This window comes from Streptomyces sp. NBC_00377 (genome assembly GCF_036075115.1).
GTDB lineage: Bacteria > Actinomycetota > Actinomycetes > Streptomycetales > Streptomycetaceae > Streptomyces.
This window is the reverse complement of record NZ_CP107958.1, coordinates 3,078,655-3,095,533: the sequence shown is the minus strand read 5'-3', so window position 1 is coordinate 3,095,533 and position 16,879 is coordinate 3,078,655. Positions and strand designations below refer to the sequence as shown.

Here is a 16,879-nt window from a genome sequence, read left to right as displayed (position 1 = left end):
CACCTTGGCTGCTGAGCTGCACGTCGCGCTGGTCGCGGCCGACCGAGAGGTCTGGTCCGGCGAGGCCACCCTGGTCGTCGCGCGCACCACGTCCGGCGACATCGGCGTCATGCCCGGTCACCAGCCGCTGCTCGGTGTGCTGGAGTCGGGCCCGGTGACCATCCGTACGAGTGATGGCGGAACGGTCGTCGCCGCGGTGCACGGCGGTTTCGTCTCGTTCGCCGACAACAAGCTGTCGCTGCTGGCCGAGATCGCCGAGCTGTCGGACGAGATCGACGTCCAGCGCGTGGAGCGGGAACTCGAGCGCGCGAAGGCGGAGGGCGACGCCGCCGCCGAGCGTCGCGCGGACGTTCGACTGCGCGCGGCGGCCTCGCGCTGAACCAGCGCGGAAGCGTATGACGTCACTCAGCCGCGGTCGGCACCGGAGCAATCCGGAGCCGACCGCGGCTGAGGCAGATCTGGATGTTTTTTCCGTTCCGTTACCTATTCCGGTATCTAGGAGACGAGGAGGTCGGTGTCGATGGTCCTCGCTCTGACTGTGTGCGGAATCGTCGTGGCCCTGGTGGCGCTGGGGTTGTTCGTCTTCGGCCTGCGCCGCAGACTCATCCAGCGCTCCGGCGGCACCTTCGACTGTTCCCTGCGCTGGGACGTCCCCGAGAAACCGGACACGAGCGGAAAGGGCTGGAGCTACGGCGTCGCCCGCTACAACGGCGACCGCATCGAGTGGTACCGCGTCTTCTCCTACGCCTACCGTCCGCGCCGTGTCCTGGAGCGGGGCTCGATCGAGGTGGCCGGCCGGCGTCTGCCCGAGGGCGAGGAGGAGCTGGCGCTGCTGTCCGACGCGGTGATCCTCACCTGTGTGCACCGGGGCACGCGCCTCGAACTCGCCATGAGCGAGGACGCCCTGACCGGTTTCCTGGCGTGGCTGGAGGCGGCCCCGCCCGGCCAGCGGGTGAATGTGGCATAGCCGCGTTCGCCCTCCCCCGGACGAGGTCCGGGGGAGGGCGACTGTCATGCGGTCACACGGATGCTGCTCTTACGACCGCTTCCTTACGACAGTCCGCTGTTGATGGCGCTCACCAGCTCACCGTTGCTGGTGTCTCCGCTGAACTCCCAGAAGAACGCACCGCCCAGGCCCTGGTTCTTGGCCCAGGTCATCTTTCCGGCGATGGTGGCCGGGGTGTCGTAGGACCACCAGTTGCTGCCGCACTTCGCGTACGCGGTGCCGGCGATGGTGCCGGTGGCCGGGCAGGACGTCTTGAGGACCTTGTAGTCCTCGATGCCCTGCTCGTAGGTGCCGGCCGCCGGTCCCGTGGCCGTGCCGCCCGGTGCGTCCTGGGTGACGCCGGTCCAGCCGCGCCCGTAGAAGCCGATGCCGATGAGCAGCTTGCTCGCGGGTACGCCCTTCGCCTTGAACTTGGCCATCGCGTCGGCCGTGGTGAACCCGGCCTGTGGGATGCCGCTGTACGAGGTGAGCGGGGAGTGCGGGGCCGTCGGGCCCTGGGCCGCCCAGGCACCGAAGAAGTCGTACGTCATCACGTTGTACCAGTTGACGTACTGCGCCGCGCCCGCGTAGTCGGCCGCGTCGATCTTGCCGCCGGTGGAGCCGTCGGCGGTGGTGGCCGCGGTGACCAGGTTGCCGGTGCCGAACTTGGCGCGCAGGGCCTGCATCAGGTTCTTGTAGGCCGCCGCCCCGCTGGTGTCGCAGGACAGGCCGCAGGCGTTCGGGTACTCCCAGTCGATGTCGATGCCGTCGAAGACGTCGGCCCAGCGCGGGTCCTCGACCAGGTTGTAGCAGGACTGGGCGAAGGCGGCCGGGTTGGCCGCGGCCTGGGCGAAGCCGCCGGACCAGGTCCAGCCGCCGAAGGACCACAGGACCTTGATGTTCGGGTACTTGGCCTTCAGCTGGCGCAGCTGGTTGAAGTTGCCGCGCAGCGGCTGGTCCCAGGTGTCGGCCACGCCGCTCACCGACTGGTCGGCGGTGAAGGCCTTGTCGTAGTCGGCGTAGGAGTCGCCGATCGCGCACTGGCCGTTCGTGACGTTGCCGAAGGCGTAGTTGATGTGCGTGATCTTCGCGGCCGAACCCGAGGTCACCAGGTTCTTGACGTTGTAGTTGCGGCCGTAGATGCCCCACTCGGTGAAGTAGCCGAGCTTGACCTTGTCGCCGGTGGTCGGGGGAGTGGTGCCGCCGCCGGTGGTGTGCACGGCGACCGCGCCGCTGGCCGGGCCGGTCTGGTCGGCGGTGTCCCTGGCCCGGACGGTGTAGGAGTAGTCGGTGCCGGCGGTCAGGCCGCTGTCCGTGTACGAGGTCGTCGTCACCGTGGCGACCTTGGCGCCGTCGCGCAGGACGTCGTAGTTCTTGACGCCCTTGTCGTCGGTGGCGGCGGACCAGGCCAGTTTCACCGAGGTGTCGGTGACGGCGGACGCCGTCGGGGTGCCCGGGGCGGACGGGGCGGCGTCGCCCGGGACCGTGGTGCCGTCACAACCGCCGCCGTTGAGCTTGCAGTTGGAGGGGGAGCCGGTGCCCGCGCCGTTGAACCCGAAGGAGACGGTGGCGCCGGGGGCGAGGGAGCCGTTGTAGGACTTGTTCTTGGCGGTCCAGTGGGTGCCGGCGGAGGTGACGTCGGCGTCCCACGCGGAGGTGACGGAGGTGCCGGAGGGGAAGTCCCACTCGACCGTCCACGAACTGATGGCGGTGGTGCCGGTGTTCTTCACCGTCCACCTGCCCTCGAAGCCGGTGCCCCAGTCCGAGGCCTTGGTGTAGGTGGCGGTGGCGGTCGTGGCGGCCTGGGCGGGGCTCGCGAGGCCGACCAGGCCGGTGAGCGGGAGCAACAGTGTCGCGAACGCTGCCGCGGCTCTGTGTCTGAAGCGCATCCTGCGCCTCCTCGGGGGGAGTCGGGGGGGCGTGACTGAGCCTTCACGCCCACGGTGCCGCGAGAATAGAAAGGTCTGGACCACAGGTCAATAGGTCTGGACCACTGTGGCGACCTAAACCTCGGGACCTCTGTCGGATCCCGCCCGTATTCCCAACTCCTGTGCCAGTACGGCCGCTTGTACCCGGCTGCGCAGCTCGAGCTTCCCCAGCAGCCGACTGACGTGCGTCTTCACCGTCGCCTCCGCCATGTCGAGGCGCTCCGCGACGGCCGCGTTGGACATCCCCTCGCCGAGACAGGCCAGCACCTCGCGCTCGCGCCGCGTCAGGGCGTCGAGAACCGACGGATCCGCCTTCGGCGTCCGTGCCGGCTGCGCGGCGAACTCGGCGATGAGCCGGCGGGTCACCGCGGGAGCGATCAGCCCCTCCCCGCCCGCCACCGTCCGGACCGCGGCCAGGAGATCCCTCGCCTCCGTGCTCTTCAGCAGGAAGCCCGCGGCGCCCGCCCGCAGCGCCCCGAACACGTACGCGTCGAGGTCGAAGGTGGTCAGGACCAGGACGTCGCCGAGCCCCTCCTCGACCACCTGCCGGGTCGCCGACACCCCGTCGAGGCGCGGCATCTGAACGTCCATCAGGATCACGTCGGGCCGCAACGCACGGGCCAGGGCCACGGCCCGCTCCCCGTCCGCCGCCTCGCCCACCACCTCGATGTCGGGGGCGCTGCCCAGGATGAGGACGAGCCCGGCGCGCACGGCGGACTGGTCCTCGGCGACGAGGACACGGATGGGGGAGCTCATGCCGGCTCTCCTTCCACGAGGGGGAACGTGGCGCGTACCGTCCAGCAGGAGCCCTCGGGTCCGGCGCCGAACGTGCCGCCGAGCAGTGCCGCCCGCTCCCGCATCCCGACCAGCCCGGCGCCGGAACCAGGGGCGCGGGGCCCCTCCCGGCGACCGTACGGACTGCGCACCCGCACCTCCAGCGCACCGTCACGCCGCACGAGGGTGACGGTGACCCGGCCCGGGCAGGCGTGCTTCAGCGCGTTGGTCAGCGACTCCTGGACGATCCGGTAGGCGGCGAGTTCGACCGGGACGGGCACCCCACCGTGTCCGGTCACGAGGGTGACGTCGAGACCGTTGGCGCGGGCGCCGTCGACGAGAGCCTCCAGCCCGTCCAGGGTGGGGGCCGCGGCGGGCTCCCGGTCCCCGCTGCCGTCGCGCAGGATCCCGATCAGCCGCCGCATCTCCGCCAGCCCCTCGACGCTGTTCTCACGGATGACGGACAGTGCCTGTCCGGAGGTCTCCGGATCATCGATGGAGAGGGCGGCCGTCGAGTGGATGGCGATCGCCGACAGATGGTTGGCCACCATGTCGTGCAACTCGCGCGCCATCCGCGCCCGCTCCGTCGTGACAGCCTGGACGCGGTCCATCTCGGCGAGCAGCGCGGTCTGTTCGGCCCGCAGCCGGGCCGCCTCGGCCGCGTCGCGGTGGTCGCGGACGATCCAGCCGGTGGCCGCGGGCGCGTAGGCCACGATGCCGACCACCACGCCGATCAGCAGCGCCTGCGGCACCCGCCACACCGCGAACGGCACCAGCGTTCCGGCCACCGTCAGCAGCCCGGTGATCCACTGGATCCGGCGGGCCGACGCGAGGGGGCCGTACAGGACGGCCGCGTACATCACGTCGGTGTACATCAGCACCGTGAACAGACTGCCCTGGGTCAGGGTGTCCAGGAGGATCGCGGCCGTGCCGGTCAGCAGGGCCGTGCGCGGCGCGACCCGGCGTACCACCTCGCAGCCGGCCATCACCCCGAGCGGCACCAGGACCGGCCAGGTGCCGTCGAGGAGGGTGATCGGATCGTCGGACGGCCTGGTGCCCAGGCCGATGGCGGCCAGCAACAGCCCGCCGAGCAGCCCGCCGACCGCGATGTAGACGTCGAAGCGGTGAGGGCGGCGCGGGGAGTGCGGTTCCGGTGCGGCCATGCCCTCCATCCAACACGCCCCGCATGGCGTGTGCCTGCTCCTCTGGAACGGTCCCGAACTGCATCTTTCGATGTACCCCGACCTCGTCACCGCCGACGACGCGCCCGGCCCCGCCCGCCGGGAGCCTGGGAGGGTGGACGAGAGGAGCGAACCGTGGTCGTCGGACTGATCATCGCCTGCGAGGTGGCCTTCTGGGTGCTGCTGGCCGCCGGACTGGCCTTGCGGTACGTGTTCCGGATGCCGCGCCTGGGGCTGGCCCTGCTGCTGTGCGAGCCGCTGCTGGAGGTCGTGCTGTTCGCGGTGACCGCGATCGACCTCAGGAACGGCGCCGAGCCGGACTGGCGGCACGGCCTGGCCGCCGTCTACATCGGCTTCACCGTGGGCCTCGGGCACTCCACCGTCAGGTGGGCGGACGCCCGGGTCGCCCACCGGTTCGCCGGCGGCCCGCCGCCCGTGCGGCCGCCGAAGTACGGACGGGCCCGCGCCGTCCACGAGTGGAGGGTCGCGGGGCGCTGGACCGTCGCCGCGCTCGTCGCCGCGGCCCTCCTCCAGGCAGCGCTCTGGTACGTCGGCGGGCACGGCGACACCGGCTCGTTGCGGGCGTGGCAGCAGCGGATGCTGTGGGTGATCGGCATCAACGCCGTCATCGCCCTGAGCTACACCCTGTTCCCGAAGCGGGAGCCGAAGCGGGAGGCGAACCGGGTACCGCAGGGCGAACCGGCGGGTGAATCGGAGCGGGAACAGGCCAAGATGCGCTAGCGCTCCCCGCCCGGCACCCAGAGCACGTCCCCCACCGCCGCGTTCGCGGTGCGGGCCAGGATGAACAGCAGGTCCGAGAGACGGTTGAGGTAGGTCGCGGTGAGCGGGTTCATCAGCTCGCCGTGCACCTCCAGCGCGGCCCAGGTGGAGCGTTCGGCCCGCCGGACGACGGTGCAGGCCTGGTGCAGCAGGGCCGCACCCGGGGTGCCGCCGGGCAGGATGAACGACCGCAGCTTCTCCAGCCGCTCGTTGAACCGGTCGCAGTCCGCCTCCAGACGGTCGACATAGAACTGCTCGACCCTCAGCGGCGGGAACTCCGGGTTCTCCACGACCGGCGTCGACAGGTCCGCGCCCACGTCGAACAGGTCGTTCTGGACGCGGGTCAGGACACCGGTGAGTTCCTCGTCCAGCCCGCCCAGCGCGAGCGCCGTGCCGAGCGCCGCGTTCGCCTCGTTGACGTCGGCGTACGCGGCGATCCGCAGGTCGGTCTTGGCGACCCGGCTCATGTCGCCGAGAGCGGTGGTGCCCTGGTCGCCGGTCCTCGTGTAGATGCGCGTCAGATTGACCATGCGGCCAATCTAGACCGTCCCGGCGGATCGGTTCCGTTCCCTTCGTCACGGCCGTCGGCACCCGGCCACTCCCGGGCCAATCGGTATGAATCGGACGGTATTTGACGACGTGACCGGCGTCTCACGCCCTGAGACGTGAAACGCGTTACTAACCGGTCACACAGCGCCTCACGCCCGCTAATCTCCGGCCGAGAGGCATGCGGAGCGGCTGCGCCGGATGGTTGATGCCGGTGACATCGGACGCGTGAGCGGGCAGGGCTTCTACAAGCACCGAAACCGCACAGGCCCCATGGGCCTCACCCCTGGGAGTGAATTCGGTATCGGTTCGCTCACAGACGGCAACCTCCGGCCGCTTCACGCAGTCAGAGGTGGCAACACCGGACACCACACCGCGGAGCACGAGACGCACGCTTAGGGGAGCGCTATGCACATCAGGGGCGACCACGTAGAGCTGGTCGTCGGGGGCCGCCTCGACGTCCGCAGCGCGGCGGACGCCCGTACGGCCCTGCACACGGCCGTGGACGACGGCGTCGGCGACCTGGTGCTCGACCTGTCGGAGCTGGACTCCTGGGACGCCACCGGACTCGGCGTCATCATGGGCGTCCACCGGCGGGCCGGCCGGTGCGGCCGGCGTCTGGTGCTGCGTGGTGTGCCTCCGCAGATGCAACGCCTGCTGGTGGCCACCCGGCTGCACCGCATCCTCGCGATCGAGGGCGGCATCGGCGTGGAGTCCCTGCCCCGGGTGTGACCGGCGGAGGGGGCGTGGCCTGCGGACGCGGGGAACGTACGGCGGGCGCAATCCTCATGAGACTGTGACGCTTCGGGCGGCCCGGCACCCCGGGCTGTCCTGGATACTGTGCGAAGGTTTACGGTTCGTCTGCCCGCCGCCCTCACCCTCGAGCGGGCACCGGACCAGACGCGACAGCGAAGTGTGCAGCAAGGCCGGGAGGGGCTACCGCCACACGACGCTTTTGGGGGGCTTGAACCTATGGACCCGAACGTCCGGGGACCCGAGGAGTACGGCCAGGACGACGACGCGACCCAGCCGCGTCCGCGCCCGTCCAGGGACCCCCTCACGCCCGACTTCGGCCAGCACGCGCCGGCCCTGGCCCGCACCGTACGGCTGGTCGTCGGCGAACACCTGCTCACGGTCAATCCGGTCGACGGCAGCGAGATAGAACTCTGCCCGCCCACGGAGATACCCCAGCGCCCCGCCAAGCGCACGCCCGAGCAGCGCGCCGAGGCCGAGCGCGCCGCCCGGCCGCCCGCCCCCGCCGGCCACGCCCGGCCCGTGCAGCCTCTCCTGGGCCGCCAGGACGAACGCGAACAGCTGGTCCGACTGCTGGCCCGCGGCCGCTCCGTCCGTCTCACCGGACCGGCAGGCTCCGGCCGCACCAGCCTCCTCGACCTGGTCGCCGAGGACTGCGAGGACCTCGCCCCCGACGGCGTCGTCCGCCTCACCGGCTTCCGCCGCACCACGGCCGACCTGATGCACGAGCTGTTCCACGCCGTCTACGACGCCCCGCTGTACCGCCCCGCGGACGACGACCTGCGCGCCCTCGTCCGCGAGATCGGCGCGGTCGTCGTGGTCGACGACCTCGACCAGGGCGGCGCCGCCCTCGACGAACTGCTGGACGCGACGCCCGAGTGCGCCTTCCTGCTCGGCGCGACCCCGGACACCCCGCCGCCCTCCGCGGAATCGGCGGTCGAGGAGGTCGTCCTCAGCGGACTGGGCCGCGCCGGCGGCGTCGAGGTGATCGAGAACGGCGTCGGCCGCGTCCTCACCGAGGAGGAGGCCAACTGGGCCGGCGACCTGTGGTTCGAGTCCGAGGGCCTGCCGCTGCGGTTCGTGCAGGCCGGCGCCCTGCTCTCGCAGCGCGACCGGCTGCGGGCCGGAGCCGACGCGGTCGACGCGTTCGGCGTCTTCGAGGACGCCCGGCCGTTCACCGAGTCCGTCGACGGCCTCGCCGGAGCCGGCGAGGCCGAGGAGATACCCCTGCCCTCGCTCGGTGAGGCCGCCGCGCCCGCGCCGCTGCTCGCCGCCCGCCTCAGCGCCTCCGCCCGGGCCACCCTGCGCTTCGCCGTCGCCCTGGACGGCGAGGTCCCGCACCAGGCCCACCTGCCCGCCCTGGTCGGCGACACCCACGCCGACGCGGCCCTCGGCGAACTGGCCGCCTGCGGACTCGTCTCCCCGGTCGGCACCCGTTACCGGCTCGCCGCCGGCGTCCGGACCCAGCTGGAGGCCGCCGGATACGCCGACGACGTCGAGACCCGCGCCCGCGCCGCCGCCCAGCACTACGCCTGGTGGGCCGGGCACCCCTCGGTCACGCCCGAGCGGGTGTGCGCGGAGGCCGACGCCGTACTCGCCGCCCTCACCGTGACGGTCCCCACGACCACCAGGCCCGAGGAGGACGAGGAGGCCGTCGCCGTCCGGCTCGCCCGCACCGCCGCGCCCGCCTTCGCCGCGGGCCTGCACTGGAGCGCCTGGGAGAACACCCTGCACGAGGGTGCCGAGGCCGCCCGGCTCGCCGGGGAGTCCGCCGACCGCGCCTACTTCCACCACGAGCTGGGCGTGCTCGCCCTCTGCGGCGGACAGCTCGACCGGGCACGCTCCGAGCTGGAGGCCTCCCTCGCGCTGCGCGGGGCGATCGCCGACAAGCGCGGCACCGTCGCCGGCCGCCGCGCCCTCGCCCTGGTCGCCGACCGCTCCGGGGATGTACCCGGCCTCGCGGTGGCGACGGCCGGTGAGGAGGTGCCCGACGCCCGCCACGAGGAGTCGGCGTCCCCGCCGCGCGGCATTCAGGCGGCGCTGCCGACCTATCCGCCGGAGGCCGAGACCGTCGTCGCCCGCCGTGAGCTCCCCGGCCCGCCGGTCCGGCACAACAGGGGCGGTCTGAAGAGACTGGCCAAGCGCAACCTCGTCGCGGCCGGTGCGGGCGCGCTGCTCGTCGCCGTGCTCGGCACGGTCGTGACGCTCGGCGCGACCTCCAACAACGACGCCGACGACCCCTCCGACCGCGTCGGAGTGCAGCCGTCCGCCACCACCGGTCTGGACGACGGCGGCCCGGGCCCGGACGCCCCGGGCGGCACCAGCGGCTCCGCCGACACGGGCGAGGCGACCAGCAGGCCGACGGACCCGGGCCCGGACGGGACGATGGGCACCTCGGACGACCCGACGCCCACGGGGACGGCGTCACCGTCGTCGGAGGCGAGCAGCTCACACGGGCCGGGGGGCGGCAGTTCGTCCCGCCCGCCGAAGCCGTCGTCGTCGGCCTCGCACTCCGGGTCGCCGTCCTCGTCGCCGTCCAGCTCGACCAGCAGCGGTACGTCGGCCTCGCCCTCGCCCTCCGCCTCGCAGTCCGGCACCACCACCCCGCCCCCGTCCGACACCGGGCCCCCGACGTCGAACTCGGCCAACACCACGATGTCCTCCTCGCCCGCGAGCTCGGTCAGCTCCGCCGGCCCCTCGGCCCGGGTCTCGCCGGACCAGATCGTTTGAGCCTGCGGGCACACGAGAGGGCCGGGCTCCCGATCACGGGAACCCGGCCCTCTCGGTCGTCCGGCCACGCGGGTCAGAACAGCCGCAGCTTGTCGTCCTCGATGCCCCGCATCGCGTTGTAGTCCAGGACCTGGCAGCCGATGCCGCGGTCCGTGGCGAGGACACGGGCCTGCGGCTTGATCTCCTGGGCCGCGAAGACACCGCGGACCGGGGCGAGATGCGGGTCGCGGTTCAACAGCTCCAGATAGCGCGTGAGTTGCTCGACGCCGTCGATCTCGCCGCGCCGCTTGATCTCGACCGCGACGGTCTGCCCCTGCGCGTCCCGGCACAGGATGTCGACCGGGCCGATGGCGGTCATGTACTCGCGGCGGATGAGGGTGTACCCCTCGCCGAGGATCTCGATGCGGTCGGCGAGCAGCTCCTGGAGGTGCGCTTCCACGCCGTCCTTGATCAGGCCGGGATCGACGCCGAGTTCGTGCGACGAGTCGTGGAGGATCTCCTCCATCGTGATGATGAGCTTCTCTCCGCCCTTGTTGACGACGGTCCAGACGCCTTCCTCCTCGCCCGCGCCCTCCTTCAGGGTGCAGGGCGGCGACATCCAGTTCAGGGGCTTGTAGGCCCGGTCGTCCGCATGGATCGAGACGCTGCCGTCCGCCTTCACCAGGATGAGACGGGGGGCTGAGGGCAGGTGGGCGGTGAGCCGGCCGGCGTAGTCGACGGAGCACCGGGCGATGACGAGACGCATGGTCCGCAACGCTATCCGACGCCCCACCGGACACGCGATTCGCCCACCTGTCGTCCGCCCTCACCCTCCACCGGGGCAACTCCGGGCCGCCCCTTTCGACCTGGTAACAAATCGTTCGGCAGTGGATCGACAGTGGCCGATTGTGTGCCTACTCGGAGTTCCCTATGTGCCCATTCTCCTGGTGCGGTCACGGTCCGTTGCCTACCGTAGTGAACGGGAGGTCGCGATGCGTGTACTCAGCGTGTGCGGTGTTTCGGCATGCGAACTCCCTTTCCCTGTCCGGCAACCCCTGATGTTCCCGGGGGTGCGAGAGGAGTACCCATGTCGCTCGACGTCTCACCGGCCCTACTCGAACAGGCCGAGCGAGGCGAGGTCGACGAAGCAGAATTCGTCGACTGCGTCCGGACCTCCCTGCCCTACGCATGGGAGATGGTCAGCTCCCTGGTGGCCCAGCTGAAGGTGGACGGCGGAGACTTCGCCGACAACCAGACGCCCCCGCCGGACGAGCAGGCACGCGGGCAGTTGCTGCGCGCGCTCGCGAGTGACGCCATACGCGGCGCGCTTCAGCGGCACTTCGGTGTGCGGCTGGCCTTCCAGAACTGCCACCGGGTGGCGGTGTTCCCGTTGGAGCCGGCTGTCGACGAGAAGCTCGTCCGCTTCACCTCGGTACGTAGCCAGGTGCTGAACCAGTCCCCGGAATTCCGGGACTGCTGACACGTGAGCCTGTTGCTTGCCGCTCCTGACGCGGGAGGTTCCATCAGTACAGGAGCGGCAAGCCTCGCGGCCGGTTGGGCTGTTCACCGGAGGTGGGGGAGCACCTCCGAGCCCAGCCGCCGTACGTTCTCCTCCGTGGCCGCCAGGTCGCCGGAGCCTTCGACCAGCAGCGCGAAACGGGAGATGCCGGTGCGCTCGCTGGTCGCCGCGAGGCGGTCTGCGCACAGCCGCGGGGTGCCCACCGGGTGCAGTCCGCAGAGCAGTTCGGTGTACGCGACCGGGTCCCGCATGGAGCGGGGCCGGCCGTCGACCGTCGTATGAGCGTCGAGCCCCTGCTTCAGCCAGCCCGGCATCGCCTTCACCAGGGTCTCCACCGCGTCCGTGCGCCGGTCCGCGATCTGGCAGACGCCCGCCGAGACATGCGCGGCGCCCCGGATCTCGTCCCCGGACCGCCCGGCCGCGCGCGCGTGCTGCCGCCACAGGGCGACCATCTCCGCCTTCTCCTCGTCCCCCACGTGCATGCCGAGGAGCATCGGCAGTCCGCGCTCTGCGGCCAGCCGTACGCTCGCGGGCGAGGTGCACGCGACGACGATCTCCGGGCCCGCCGCGTCCGTCAGCGCCTCCGACGGCCTGGGCACGACGGGGACTTCGCGGAAGCGGAAACGCTCGCCGTCGGCCCCCACCGAGGGTTCACGCAGCCAGCGCACCAGCAGATCGAGTGATTCCGGGAAGCCCTGCTCGTACGCCTTCAGGCCCGAGCCGAACACCTCCAGGTCGACCCACGGGCCGCCGCGCCCCACGCCCAGCGAGAAGCGGCCGCCGCTCGTCAGGTGCAGCAGCGCGGCCTGCTCGCCCAGGGCGACGGGGTGGACGGTGGGCAGTACGCTGACCGCCGTGCCCACCCGGAGGCGGCGGGTGCGGCCCAGCAGCAGAGCGGCGAGCGTGACCGCCGACGGGCAGGTGCCGTAGGGCACGAAGTGGTGTTCGGCCAGCCAGACCGAGTCGAGGCCCGCCTCCTCGGCCACCTCGGCCGAGCGGACCGCGCGGTGCAGCGCCTCACCCTGACCCTGGCCGGGGAACTGGGCTCCCAACACGAAACTTCCAACGCGCATGGACTTTCCTGCTTCCTTGGCTCCGACACGGAGCTCCCCCACCCGGCATAACCGTCCGACACGTGCCGAGGACACGGCCTGGCGGAGAGATTTGCGGATTGTCTGGAGAATGGACGTCCGGGAGGGCGACTTGGGGGACCGCTGCCCTACGGATACCCGCGCGCACGCCGCGTAGGCTGGACACCGCTCCTGCTCCCTGTATAGCCCCGTGAGGTGTCCCGTGTCCCCGCGTCGCAACCGACCCAAGGGTGAGGGCTCGTCCGCCCGGAGCGCCGAGGACGACCGCGAGAGCCGGTACGGGGGCTGGCAGTCGGGGGAGAGCTGGCAGGGCGAGCAGTGGAGCGTACGGCACGTGGCGGGAGCCAGCGCGCAGGGCAAGGCGTACCGGTGCCCCGGCTGCGACCAGTTGATCCCCGACGGTGTGCCGCATGTCGTCGCCTGGCCCGAGCACGCGGGCGTCGACGACCGCCGGCACTGGCACAAGGCGTGCTGGAACGCACGGGACCGCCGCACCCCGGGGGTGCGGCGGTCCCGTAACGCGCCGAAGTTCTAGCGGCTCACACGTCGCGCTTCTCCAGCAGGGCGAAGGCCGCGCCGAGCGCGACGGCGGTCAGCCCGAGCGCGATCCACAGCGGGTCCCAGCCGCTCGGGCCGCTGTCGCTGAGCGAGGTGGAGTAGAAGACGCTCAGCTGGTTCGGGATCGAGTACTCGAACAGGGCCTGGCGCAGGTCCTCGAGGGAGGACGAGAACATGAAGATCGCGATGACCAGCGGGGCCAGCAGGACGCCGATCATGATGGTGATGGCGCCGGCCGAGTGCCGGATGATCGAGCCGACGGCCAGCGAGATCAGCCCGAGCAGCGCAATGTAGAGGGATACGCCGAAGGTGGCCTTCAGCCACTCCCCGGCGGACGGCTGCCGGGCGTCGCCCAGCATGCCCACGTCCACCAGGGCGACGAAGCCCGAGGACAGGAGCGTGACGACGAACGCGACGGCGAAGAACACGACCGCCTTGGCCGCGAGGACCCGGCCACGGGACGGGCAGGCCACCATCGTCGTGCGGATCATGCCGGTGCCGTACTCCGAGGCCGTGGTCAGCACGCCCAGCGTGATGACGCACATGCTGCCCAGGAGCAGCCCGAAGAAGCCGAACGACAGAGCGGTGTCGCCCTCCAGGTCCTCAGGAGACGCGTTGGAGGCGACGACCGCCCCCGCCAGCAGTCCGATGCCGACGACGAGCAGCACGAACACGCCCAGCGTCCACATGGTGGAGCGCACCGACCGGATCTTCGTCCACTCCGAGGTGACGGCGTGCCCGAGGTGCGTGCGCACGATCGGGATCGGTGAGGTGTACACCGGACCGGCCGTGGCGTACGAGGGACCGGGCGCCGCCTGCCAGGCGGGCGCGGCCTGCGGCGACGGGTGCTGCGGGGTGCTCATCGGGCGTCCTCGGACTTGGTCGGGGCGGCGTCGGGCGCGGCAACGGGGGTGGCGGGTGCCTGTACGGGGGCGGCCGGTGCCGTGTCCTGCGACGCGGCGGCGGCCGGAGCCTGGGGCGCGGGCGCGACCGGGGCGGCCGGCTGGGCCGGGGCCTGTACGGGCGCCTGCGCGTACGGGTTGGCCCCGCTCGGGCCGGGCGGCGCGGCGGGCGCCCCCGGGGCGCCGTACGCCCCGTAGGAGGCCGCCGGCGGCGCCTGTGCCGGCTGCGGGGACGCGTACCCGGGCTGCTGCGGGGGCGGCGGGGCGTACCAGCCCGGCTGGCCCTGGCCCGGCACCGGCATCGGCGGCTGCGCGCCCGGCGGCAGCTGCTGCTGGAGACCGGCCTTCTGGTCGATGGTGGACCGGTAGTCGACGGCGCCCTGCGTCATCCGCATGTACGCCTCCTCCAGCGAAGCCTGGTGCGGCGACAGCTCCCACAGGCGTACGTCGGCCTCGTGGGCGATGTCGCTGATGCGGGGCAGCGCAAGCCCGGTCACCCGCAGCGCGCCGTCCTGCTCCGGCAGCACATGGCCGCCGGCCTCGGTGAGCGCGGAGGCCAGCTTCTCGCGCAGCGAGGGCTCGGTGTGCGGGGTGCGTACGCGCGCGAAGTCGGCGGAGTTCGCCGAGATGAAGTCCGTCACGCTCATGTCGGAGAGCAGCTGTCCGCGCCCGATGACGATCAGATGGTCGGCGGTCACCGCCATCTCGCTCATGAGGTGGGAGGAGACGAACACCGTGCGGCCCTCGGCGGCCAGCGACTTCATCAGGTTGCGCACCCAGAGGATGCCCTCCGGGTCGAGACCGTTGACCGGCTCGTCGAAGAGCAGCACCTGCGGGTCGCCCAGCAGCGCGGCCGCGATGCCGAGCCGCTGGCCCATGCCCAGCGAGAAGCCCTTGGAACGCTTGCGGGCCACGTCCTGGAGGCCGACCACACCGAGGACCTCGTCGACCCGCCGGGCCGGGATACCGGACAGCTGGGCCAGGCTCAGCAGGTGGTTGCGGGCGTGCCGGCCGCCGTGCACCGCCTTGGCGTCCAGCAGGGCGCCCACCTGGCGTGCGGCGTTCGGCAGCTTGCGGTACGGGTAGCCGCCGATCGTCACCGTGCCGGCGGTCGGGTTGTCCAGGCCCAGGATCATGCGCATGGTCGTCGACTTGCCCGAGCCGTTGGGCCCTAGGAAGCCGGTGACCGCGCCGGGCCGCACCTGGAAGGAAAGGTTGTACACAGCGGTCTTGTCGCCGTAGCGCTTGGTCAGGCCGACTGCTTCGATCATGCTCCGCACCCATCGAAAAGGTTCAGGACAGCAGGGCACACGCCCCCGTAAGGGTTAGGAGACTATCGGGGCGCTGACGGTTCCGCTCAAATGAAAGCAAAGCCCAAAGCGTTACGCGTCGCGTTTCTTCAGCAGGAGGTACCCGCTGGCGAGCGCGGCGACCGCCCACACCGCCATGATGGCGAACCCTCCCCAGGGCCCGTACGGGGTGTCGTCGTCGATCGGCGTGACCACCTGCATGATCTTGCTGCCCGCCTGGTCGGGCAGATACCGGCCGATCTTCTTCGTCGCGGAGACGTTGCCCAGGATGTTGGAGATCAGGAAGAAGAACGGCATCAGGATGCCCAGCGACAGCATCGGCGAGCGCAGCATCGTGGCCACGCCCATCGAGAACACCGCGATGAGCGTCATGTACAGACCGCCGCCGATGACCGCCCGCAGGACACCGCTGTCGCTGATCGACGCCCGGTGGGAGCCGAGCATGGCCTGCCCCAGGAAGAACGTGACGAAGCTGGTGGCGAGTCCCACGGCCAGCGCCAGCCCCGTCGCCACCGCGATCTTGCTGAACAGGAAGGCGCCACGCTGCGGCACGGCGGCCAGCGAGGTGCGGATCATGCCGGTGCTGTACTCGTTCGACACCACCAGCACCCCGAACACGATCATCGCGAGCTGGCCGAGGCTCATCCCGGCGAAGCTGATGAAGGTGGGGTCGAACGAGAGCCGGTCGTCGCGGCTCATGTTGTCGAACTCGTGCCGGGAGAGCGCCGAGATCAGCATGCCGAGGGCGACGGTGACGACCACGGCGAGGGAGAGCGTCCAGACGGTGGAGGCCACCGACCGGATCTTGGTCCACTCGGATCGGACGACCTGGGTCGCCGCCATCATCAGCTCCTCGTCCAGTCGTCGCCCCACGGCTGCCGGGGCGGTTCGGGGGGTGTCTCCGTGAGCGGGCCGAGCAGCGCGTCCTCGGGCGCGTCCGAGTGCGCGTGGTACTCCACCGACTCCGCGGTCAGCTGCATGAACGCCTCCTCGAGCGAGGCCCGCTGAGGGCTCAGCTCGTGCAGCACGATCTGGTGCCGGGCGGCCAGCTCCCCGATGTGCTCGGACTTGCCGTCGTCGACCTCCAGCACCCCGCTGCCGGTCTCGACGACCGGGATCCCGGCGTCGTGCAGCACATCGAGCAGCCGCTCCCGCTGAGGGGTGCGGATGCGGACGAACGAGCGCGAGTTCTGCGCGATGAAGTCGGCCATGGAGGTGTCGGCGAGCAGCCGGCCCTGTCCGATGACGACGAGATGATCGGCGGTCAGCGCCATCTCGCTCATCAGATGGGAGGAGACGAACACGGTCCGCCCCTGGGCCGCGAGTGACTTCATCAGGTTGCGGATCCAGTGAATGCCCTCGGGGTCGAGACCGTTGACCGGCTCGTCGAACATCAGGATCCGCGGGTCCCCGAGCAGCGCGCCCGCGATGCCGAGCCGCTGCCCCATGCCCAGCGAGAACCCCTTCGCCTTCTTCCTCGCCACGGAGGTGAGCCCGACGGTGTCCAGCACCTCGTGCACCCGGCTCTTTTCGATGCCGTTGCTCTGGGCCAGGCACAGCAGATGGTTGAACGCGCTGCGCCCGCCGTGCATCGCCTTGGCGTCCAGCAGGGCGCCGATGTACTTGAGGGGGTCCTTCAGCCGGTCGTAGTGCTGCCCGTCGATCCGCACGTCCCCACCGGTCGGCCGGTCGAGGCCGAGCACCATCCGCATGGTGGTGGACTTGCCGGCGCCGTTGGGGCCGAGGAAGCCCGTGACGATGCCCGGTCTGACGGTGAAGGTGAGGTCGTTCACCGCGATCTTCCCGCCGTACCGCTTCGTCAGGCCGGACAACTCGATCATGC

The 16,879-nt window shown here is 71.5% G+C and carries 18 protein-coding genes; 8 read left to right on the top strand and 10 right to left on the bottom strand.

The window, feature by feature from the left end; genetic code table 11:
* Positions 1 to 4: 4 nt before the first annotated feature.
* Together OHS71_RS13820 and OHS71_RS13815 are read left to right on the top strand one after the other, a co-directional pair.
* Entirely contained in the window at positions 5 to 379 is a 375-nt protein-coding gene (locus tag OHS71_RS13820) for a F0F1 ATP synthase subunit epsilon (RefSeq protein WP_189919667.1), read from the top strand.
* A gap of 141 nt (positions 380 to 520) precedes the next feature.
* Positions 521 to 967, top strand: coding sequence for a DUF2550 domain-containing protein (locus OHS71_RS13815; RefSeq protein ID WP_328479679.1), 447 nt, complete (start codon positions 521 to 523; stop codon positions 965 to 967).
* Between the two features lie 83 nt (positions 968 to 1,050).
* Here the strand turns inward: OHS71_RS13815 and OHS71_RS13810 are convergent, their stop codons facing one another.
* From OHS71_RS13810 to OHS71_RS13800, 3 genes are all read right to left on the bottom strand, one after another.
* A complete protein-coding gene (locus tag OHS71_RS13810) occupies positions 1,051 to 2,874 on the bottom strand; it encodes a glycoside hydrolase family 18 chitinase (RefSeq protein WP_328479678.1) in 1,824 nt (607 codons plus the stop codon).
* Positions 2,875 to 2,988: 114 nt separating this feature from the next.
* The gene (locus tag OHS71_RS13805; RefSeq protein ID WP_328479677.1) at positions 2,989 to 3,669 is read right to left on the bottom strand and encodes a response regulator transcription factor; all 681 of its coding nucleotides are present in this window, start codon (positions 3,667 to 3,669) and stop codon (positions 2,989 to 2,991) included.
* Complete coding sequence (locus OHS71_RS13800; protein ID WP_443046936.1) at positions 3,666 to 4,850, bottom strand: sensor histidine kinase; 1,185 nt, start codon at positions 4,848 to 4,850, stop codon at positions 3,666 to 3,668. Before OHS71_RS13800 ends, OHS71_RS13805 begins: the two co-directional genes overlap by 4 nt.
* Here OHS71_RS13800 and OHS71_RS13795 point away from each other — a divergent pair.
* Both OHS71_RS13795 and OHS71_RS13790 read left to right on the top strand, forming a co-directional pair.
* Complete coding sequence (locus tag OHS71_RS13795) at positions 4,849 to 5,019, top strand: hypothetical protein (protein ID WP_328479675.1); 171 nt, start codon at positions 4,849 to 4,851, stop codon at positions 5,017 to 5,019. The two genes, OHS71_RS13800 and OHS71_RS13795, sit on opposite strands and share 2 nt — an antisense overlap.
* The gene (locus OHS71_RS13790; RefSeq protein WP_328479674.1) at positions 5,004 to 5,609 is read left to right on the top strand and encodes a hypothetical protein; all 606 of its coding nucleotides are present in this window, start codon (positions 5,004 to 5,006) and stop codon (positions 5,607 to 5,609) included. The genes OHS71_RS13795 and OHS71_RS13790 overlap by 16 nt, the downstream gene beginning before the upstream one ends.
* Here OHS71_RS13790 and OHS71_RS13785 read toward each other — a convergent pair.
* Entirely contained in the window at positions 5,606 to 6,178 is a 573-nt protein-coding gene (locus OHS71_RS13785) for a cob(I)yrinic acid a,c-diamide adenosyltransferase (protein WP_328479673.1), read from the bottom strand. The two genes, OHS71_RS13790 and OHS71_RS13785, sit on opposite strands and share 4 nt — an antisense overlap.
* A 424-nt stretch (positions 6,179 to 6,602) precedes the next feature.
* Between OHS71_RS13785 and OHS71_RS13780 the strand changes: the two genes are divergently transcribed.
* Together OHS71_RS13780 and OHS71_RS13775 are read left to right on the top strand one after the other, a co-directional pair.
* Entirely contained in the window at positions 6,603 to 6,926 is a 324-nt protein-coding gene (locus tag OHS71_RS13780) for an STAS domain-containing protein (protein WP_020131168.1), read from the top strand.
* A gap of 240 nt (positions 6,927 to 7,166) precedes the next feature.
* Complete coding sequence (locus OHS71_RS13775; protein ID WP_328479672.1) at positions 7,167 to 9,677, top strand: ATP-binding protein; 2,511 nt, start codon at positions 7,167 to 7,169, stop codon at positions 9,675 to 9,677.
* 73 nt (positions 9,678 to 9,750) lie between these two features.
* Here OHS71_RS13775 and nucS read toward each other — a convergent pair whose 3' ends face one another.
* Entirely contained in the window at positions 9,751 to 10,422 is a 672-nt protein-coding gene (nucS, locus tag OHS71_RS13770) for an endonuclease NucS (RefSeq protein ID WP_328479671.1), read from the bottom strand.
* A gap of 321 nt (positions 10,423 to 10,743) precedes the next feature.
* On the opposite strand from nucS, the gene OHS71_RS13765 reads away from it, so the two are divergent.
* Positions 10,744 to 11,136, top strand: a complete 393-nt coding sequence (locus OHS71_RS13765) for an SCO5389 family protein (RefSeq protein ID WP_307165450.1) — start codon at positions 10,744 to 10,746, stop codon at positions 11,134 to 11,136.
* Positions 11,137 to 11,219: 83 nt separating this feature from the next.
* Here the strand turns inward: OHS71_RS13765 and OHS71_RS13760 are convergent, their stop codons facing one another.
* Positions 11,220 to 12,248, bottom strand: coding sequence for an LLM class flavin-dependent oxidoreductase (locus OHS71_RS13760; protein ID WP_328479670.1), 1,029 nt, complete (start codon positions 12,246 to 12,248; stop codon positions 11,220 to 11,222).
* Positions 12,249 to 12,468: 220 nt separating this feature from the next.
* On the opposite strand from OHS71_RS13760, the gene OHS71_RS13755 reads away from it, so the two are divergent.
* Positions 12,469 to 12,801, top strand: a complete 333-nt coding sequence (locus OHS71_RS13755) for an ATP/GTP-binding protein (protein ID WP_328479669.1) — start codon at positions 12,469 to 12,471, stop codon at positions 12,799 to 12,801.
* A 4-nt stretch (positions 12,802 to 12,805) separates the two neighbouring features.
* Here the strand turns inward: OHS71_RS13755 and OHS71_RS13750 are convergent, their stop codons facing one another.
* The 4 genes from OHS71_RS13750 to OHS71_RS13735 form a co-directional block, all read right to left on the bottom strand.
* Positions 12,806 to 13,687, bottom strand: a complete 882-nt coding sequence (locus tag OHS71_RS13750) for an ABC transporter permease subunit (RefSeq protein WP_328479668.1) — start codon at positions 13,685 to 13,687, stop codon at positions 12,806 to 12,808.
* A complete protein-coding gene (locus OHS71_RS13745) occupies positions 13,684 to 14,997 on the bottom strand; it encodes an ABC transporter ATP-binding protein (protein ID WP_328479667.1) in 1,314 nt (437 codons plus the stop codon). Before OHS71_RS13745 ends, OHS71_RS13750 begins: the two co-directional genes overlap by 4 nt.
* 111 nt (positions 14,998 to 15,108) lie before the next feature.
* Positions 15,109 to 15,879: an ABC transporter permease gene (locus tag OHS71_RS13740; protein WP_328484503.1), complete on the bottom strand. Its 771-nt coding sequence runs from the start codon at positions 15,877 to 15,879 to the stop codon at positions 15,109 to 15,111.
* A gap of 2 nt (positions 15,880 to 15,881) precedes the next feature.
* Entirely contained in the window at positions 15,882 to 16,877 is a 996-nt protein-coding gene (locus tag OHS71_RS13735; protein ID WP_328479666.1) for an ABC transporter ATP-binding protein, read from the bottom strand.
* Positions 16,878 to 16,879: the final 2 nt, after the last annotated feature.

Bases quoted from the DNA above. Each gene is read 5' to 3' on its own strand.
- nucS (WP_328479671.1), bottom strand. From the start codon at position 10,422: ATGCGTCTCGTCATCGCCCGGTGCTCCGTCGACTACGCCGGCCGGCTC.
- OHS71_RS13815 (WP_328479679.1), top strand. From the start codon at position 521: ATGGTCCTCGCTCTGACTGTGTGCGGAATCGTCGTGGCCCTGGTGGCG.
- OHS71_RS13740 (WP_328484503.1), bottom strand. From the start codon at position 15,879: ATGGCGGCGACCCAGGTCGTCCGATCCGAGTGGACCAAGATCCGGTCG.
- OHS71_RS13745 (WP_328479667.1), bottom strand. From the start codon at position 14,997: ATGATCGAAGCAGTCGGCCTGACCAAGCGCTACGGCGACAAGACCGCT.
- OHS71_RS13795 (WP_328479675.1), top strand. From the start codon at position 4,849: ATGCCCTCCATCCAACACGCCCCGCATGGCGTGTGCCTGCTCCTCTGG.
- OHS71_RS13775 (WP_328479672.1), top strand. From the start codon at position 7,167: ATGGACCCGAACGTCCGGGGACCCGAGGAGTACGGCCAGGACGACGAC.
- OHS71_RS13750 (WP_328479668.1), bottom strand. From the start codon at position 13,687: ATGAGCACCCCGCAGCACCCGTCGCCGCAGGCCGCGCCCGCCTGGCAG.
- OHS71_RS13810 (WP_328479678.1), bottom strand. From the start codon at position 2,874: ATGCGCTTCAGACACAGAGCCGCGGCAGCGTTCGCGACACTGTTGCTC.
- OHS71_RS13765 (WP_307165450.1), top strand. From the start codon at position 10,744: ATGTCGCTCGACGTCTCACCGGCCCTACTCGAACAGGCCGAGCGAGGC.
- OHS71_RS13735 (WP_328479666.1), bottom strand. From the start codon at position 16,877: ATGATCGAGTTGTCCGGCCTGACGAAGCGGTACGGCGGGAAGATCGCG.
- OHS71_RS13760 (WP_328479670.1), bottom strand. From the start codon at position 12,248: ATGCGCGTTGGAAGTTTCGTGTTGGGAGCCCAGTTCCCCGGCCAGGGT.
- OHS71_RS13785 (WP_328479673.1), bottom strand. From the start codon at position 6,178: ATGGTCAATCTGACGCGCATCTACACGAGGACCGGCGACCAGGGCACC.
- OHS71_RS13805 (WP_328479677.1), bottom strand. From the start codon at position 3,669: ATGAGCTCCCCCATCCGTGTCCTCGTCGCCGAGGACCAGTCCGCCGTG.
- OHS71_RS13800 (WP_443046936.1), bottom strand. From the start codon at position 4,850: ATGGCCGCACCGGAACCGCACTCCCCGCGCCGCCCTCACCGCTTCGAC.
- OHS71_RS13780 (WP_020131168.1), top strand. From the start codon at position 6,603: ATGCACATCAGGGGCGACCACGTAGAGCTGGTCGTCGGGGGCCGCCTC.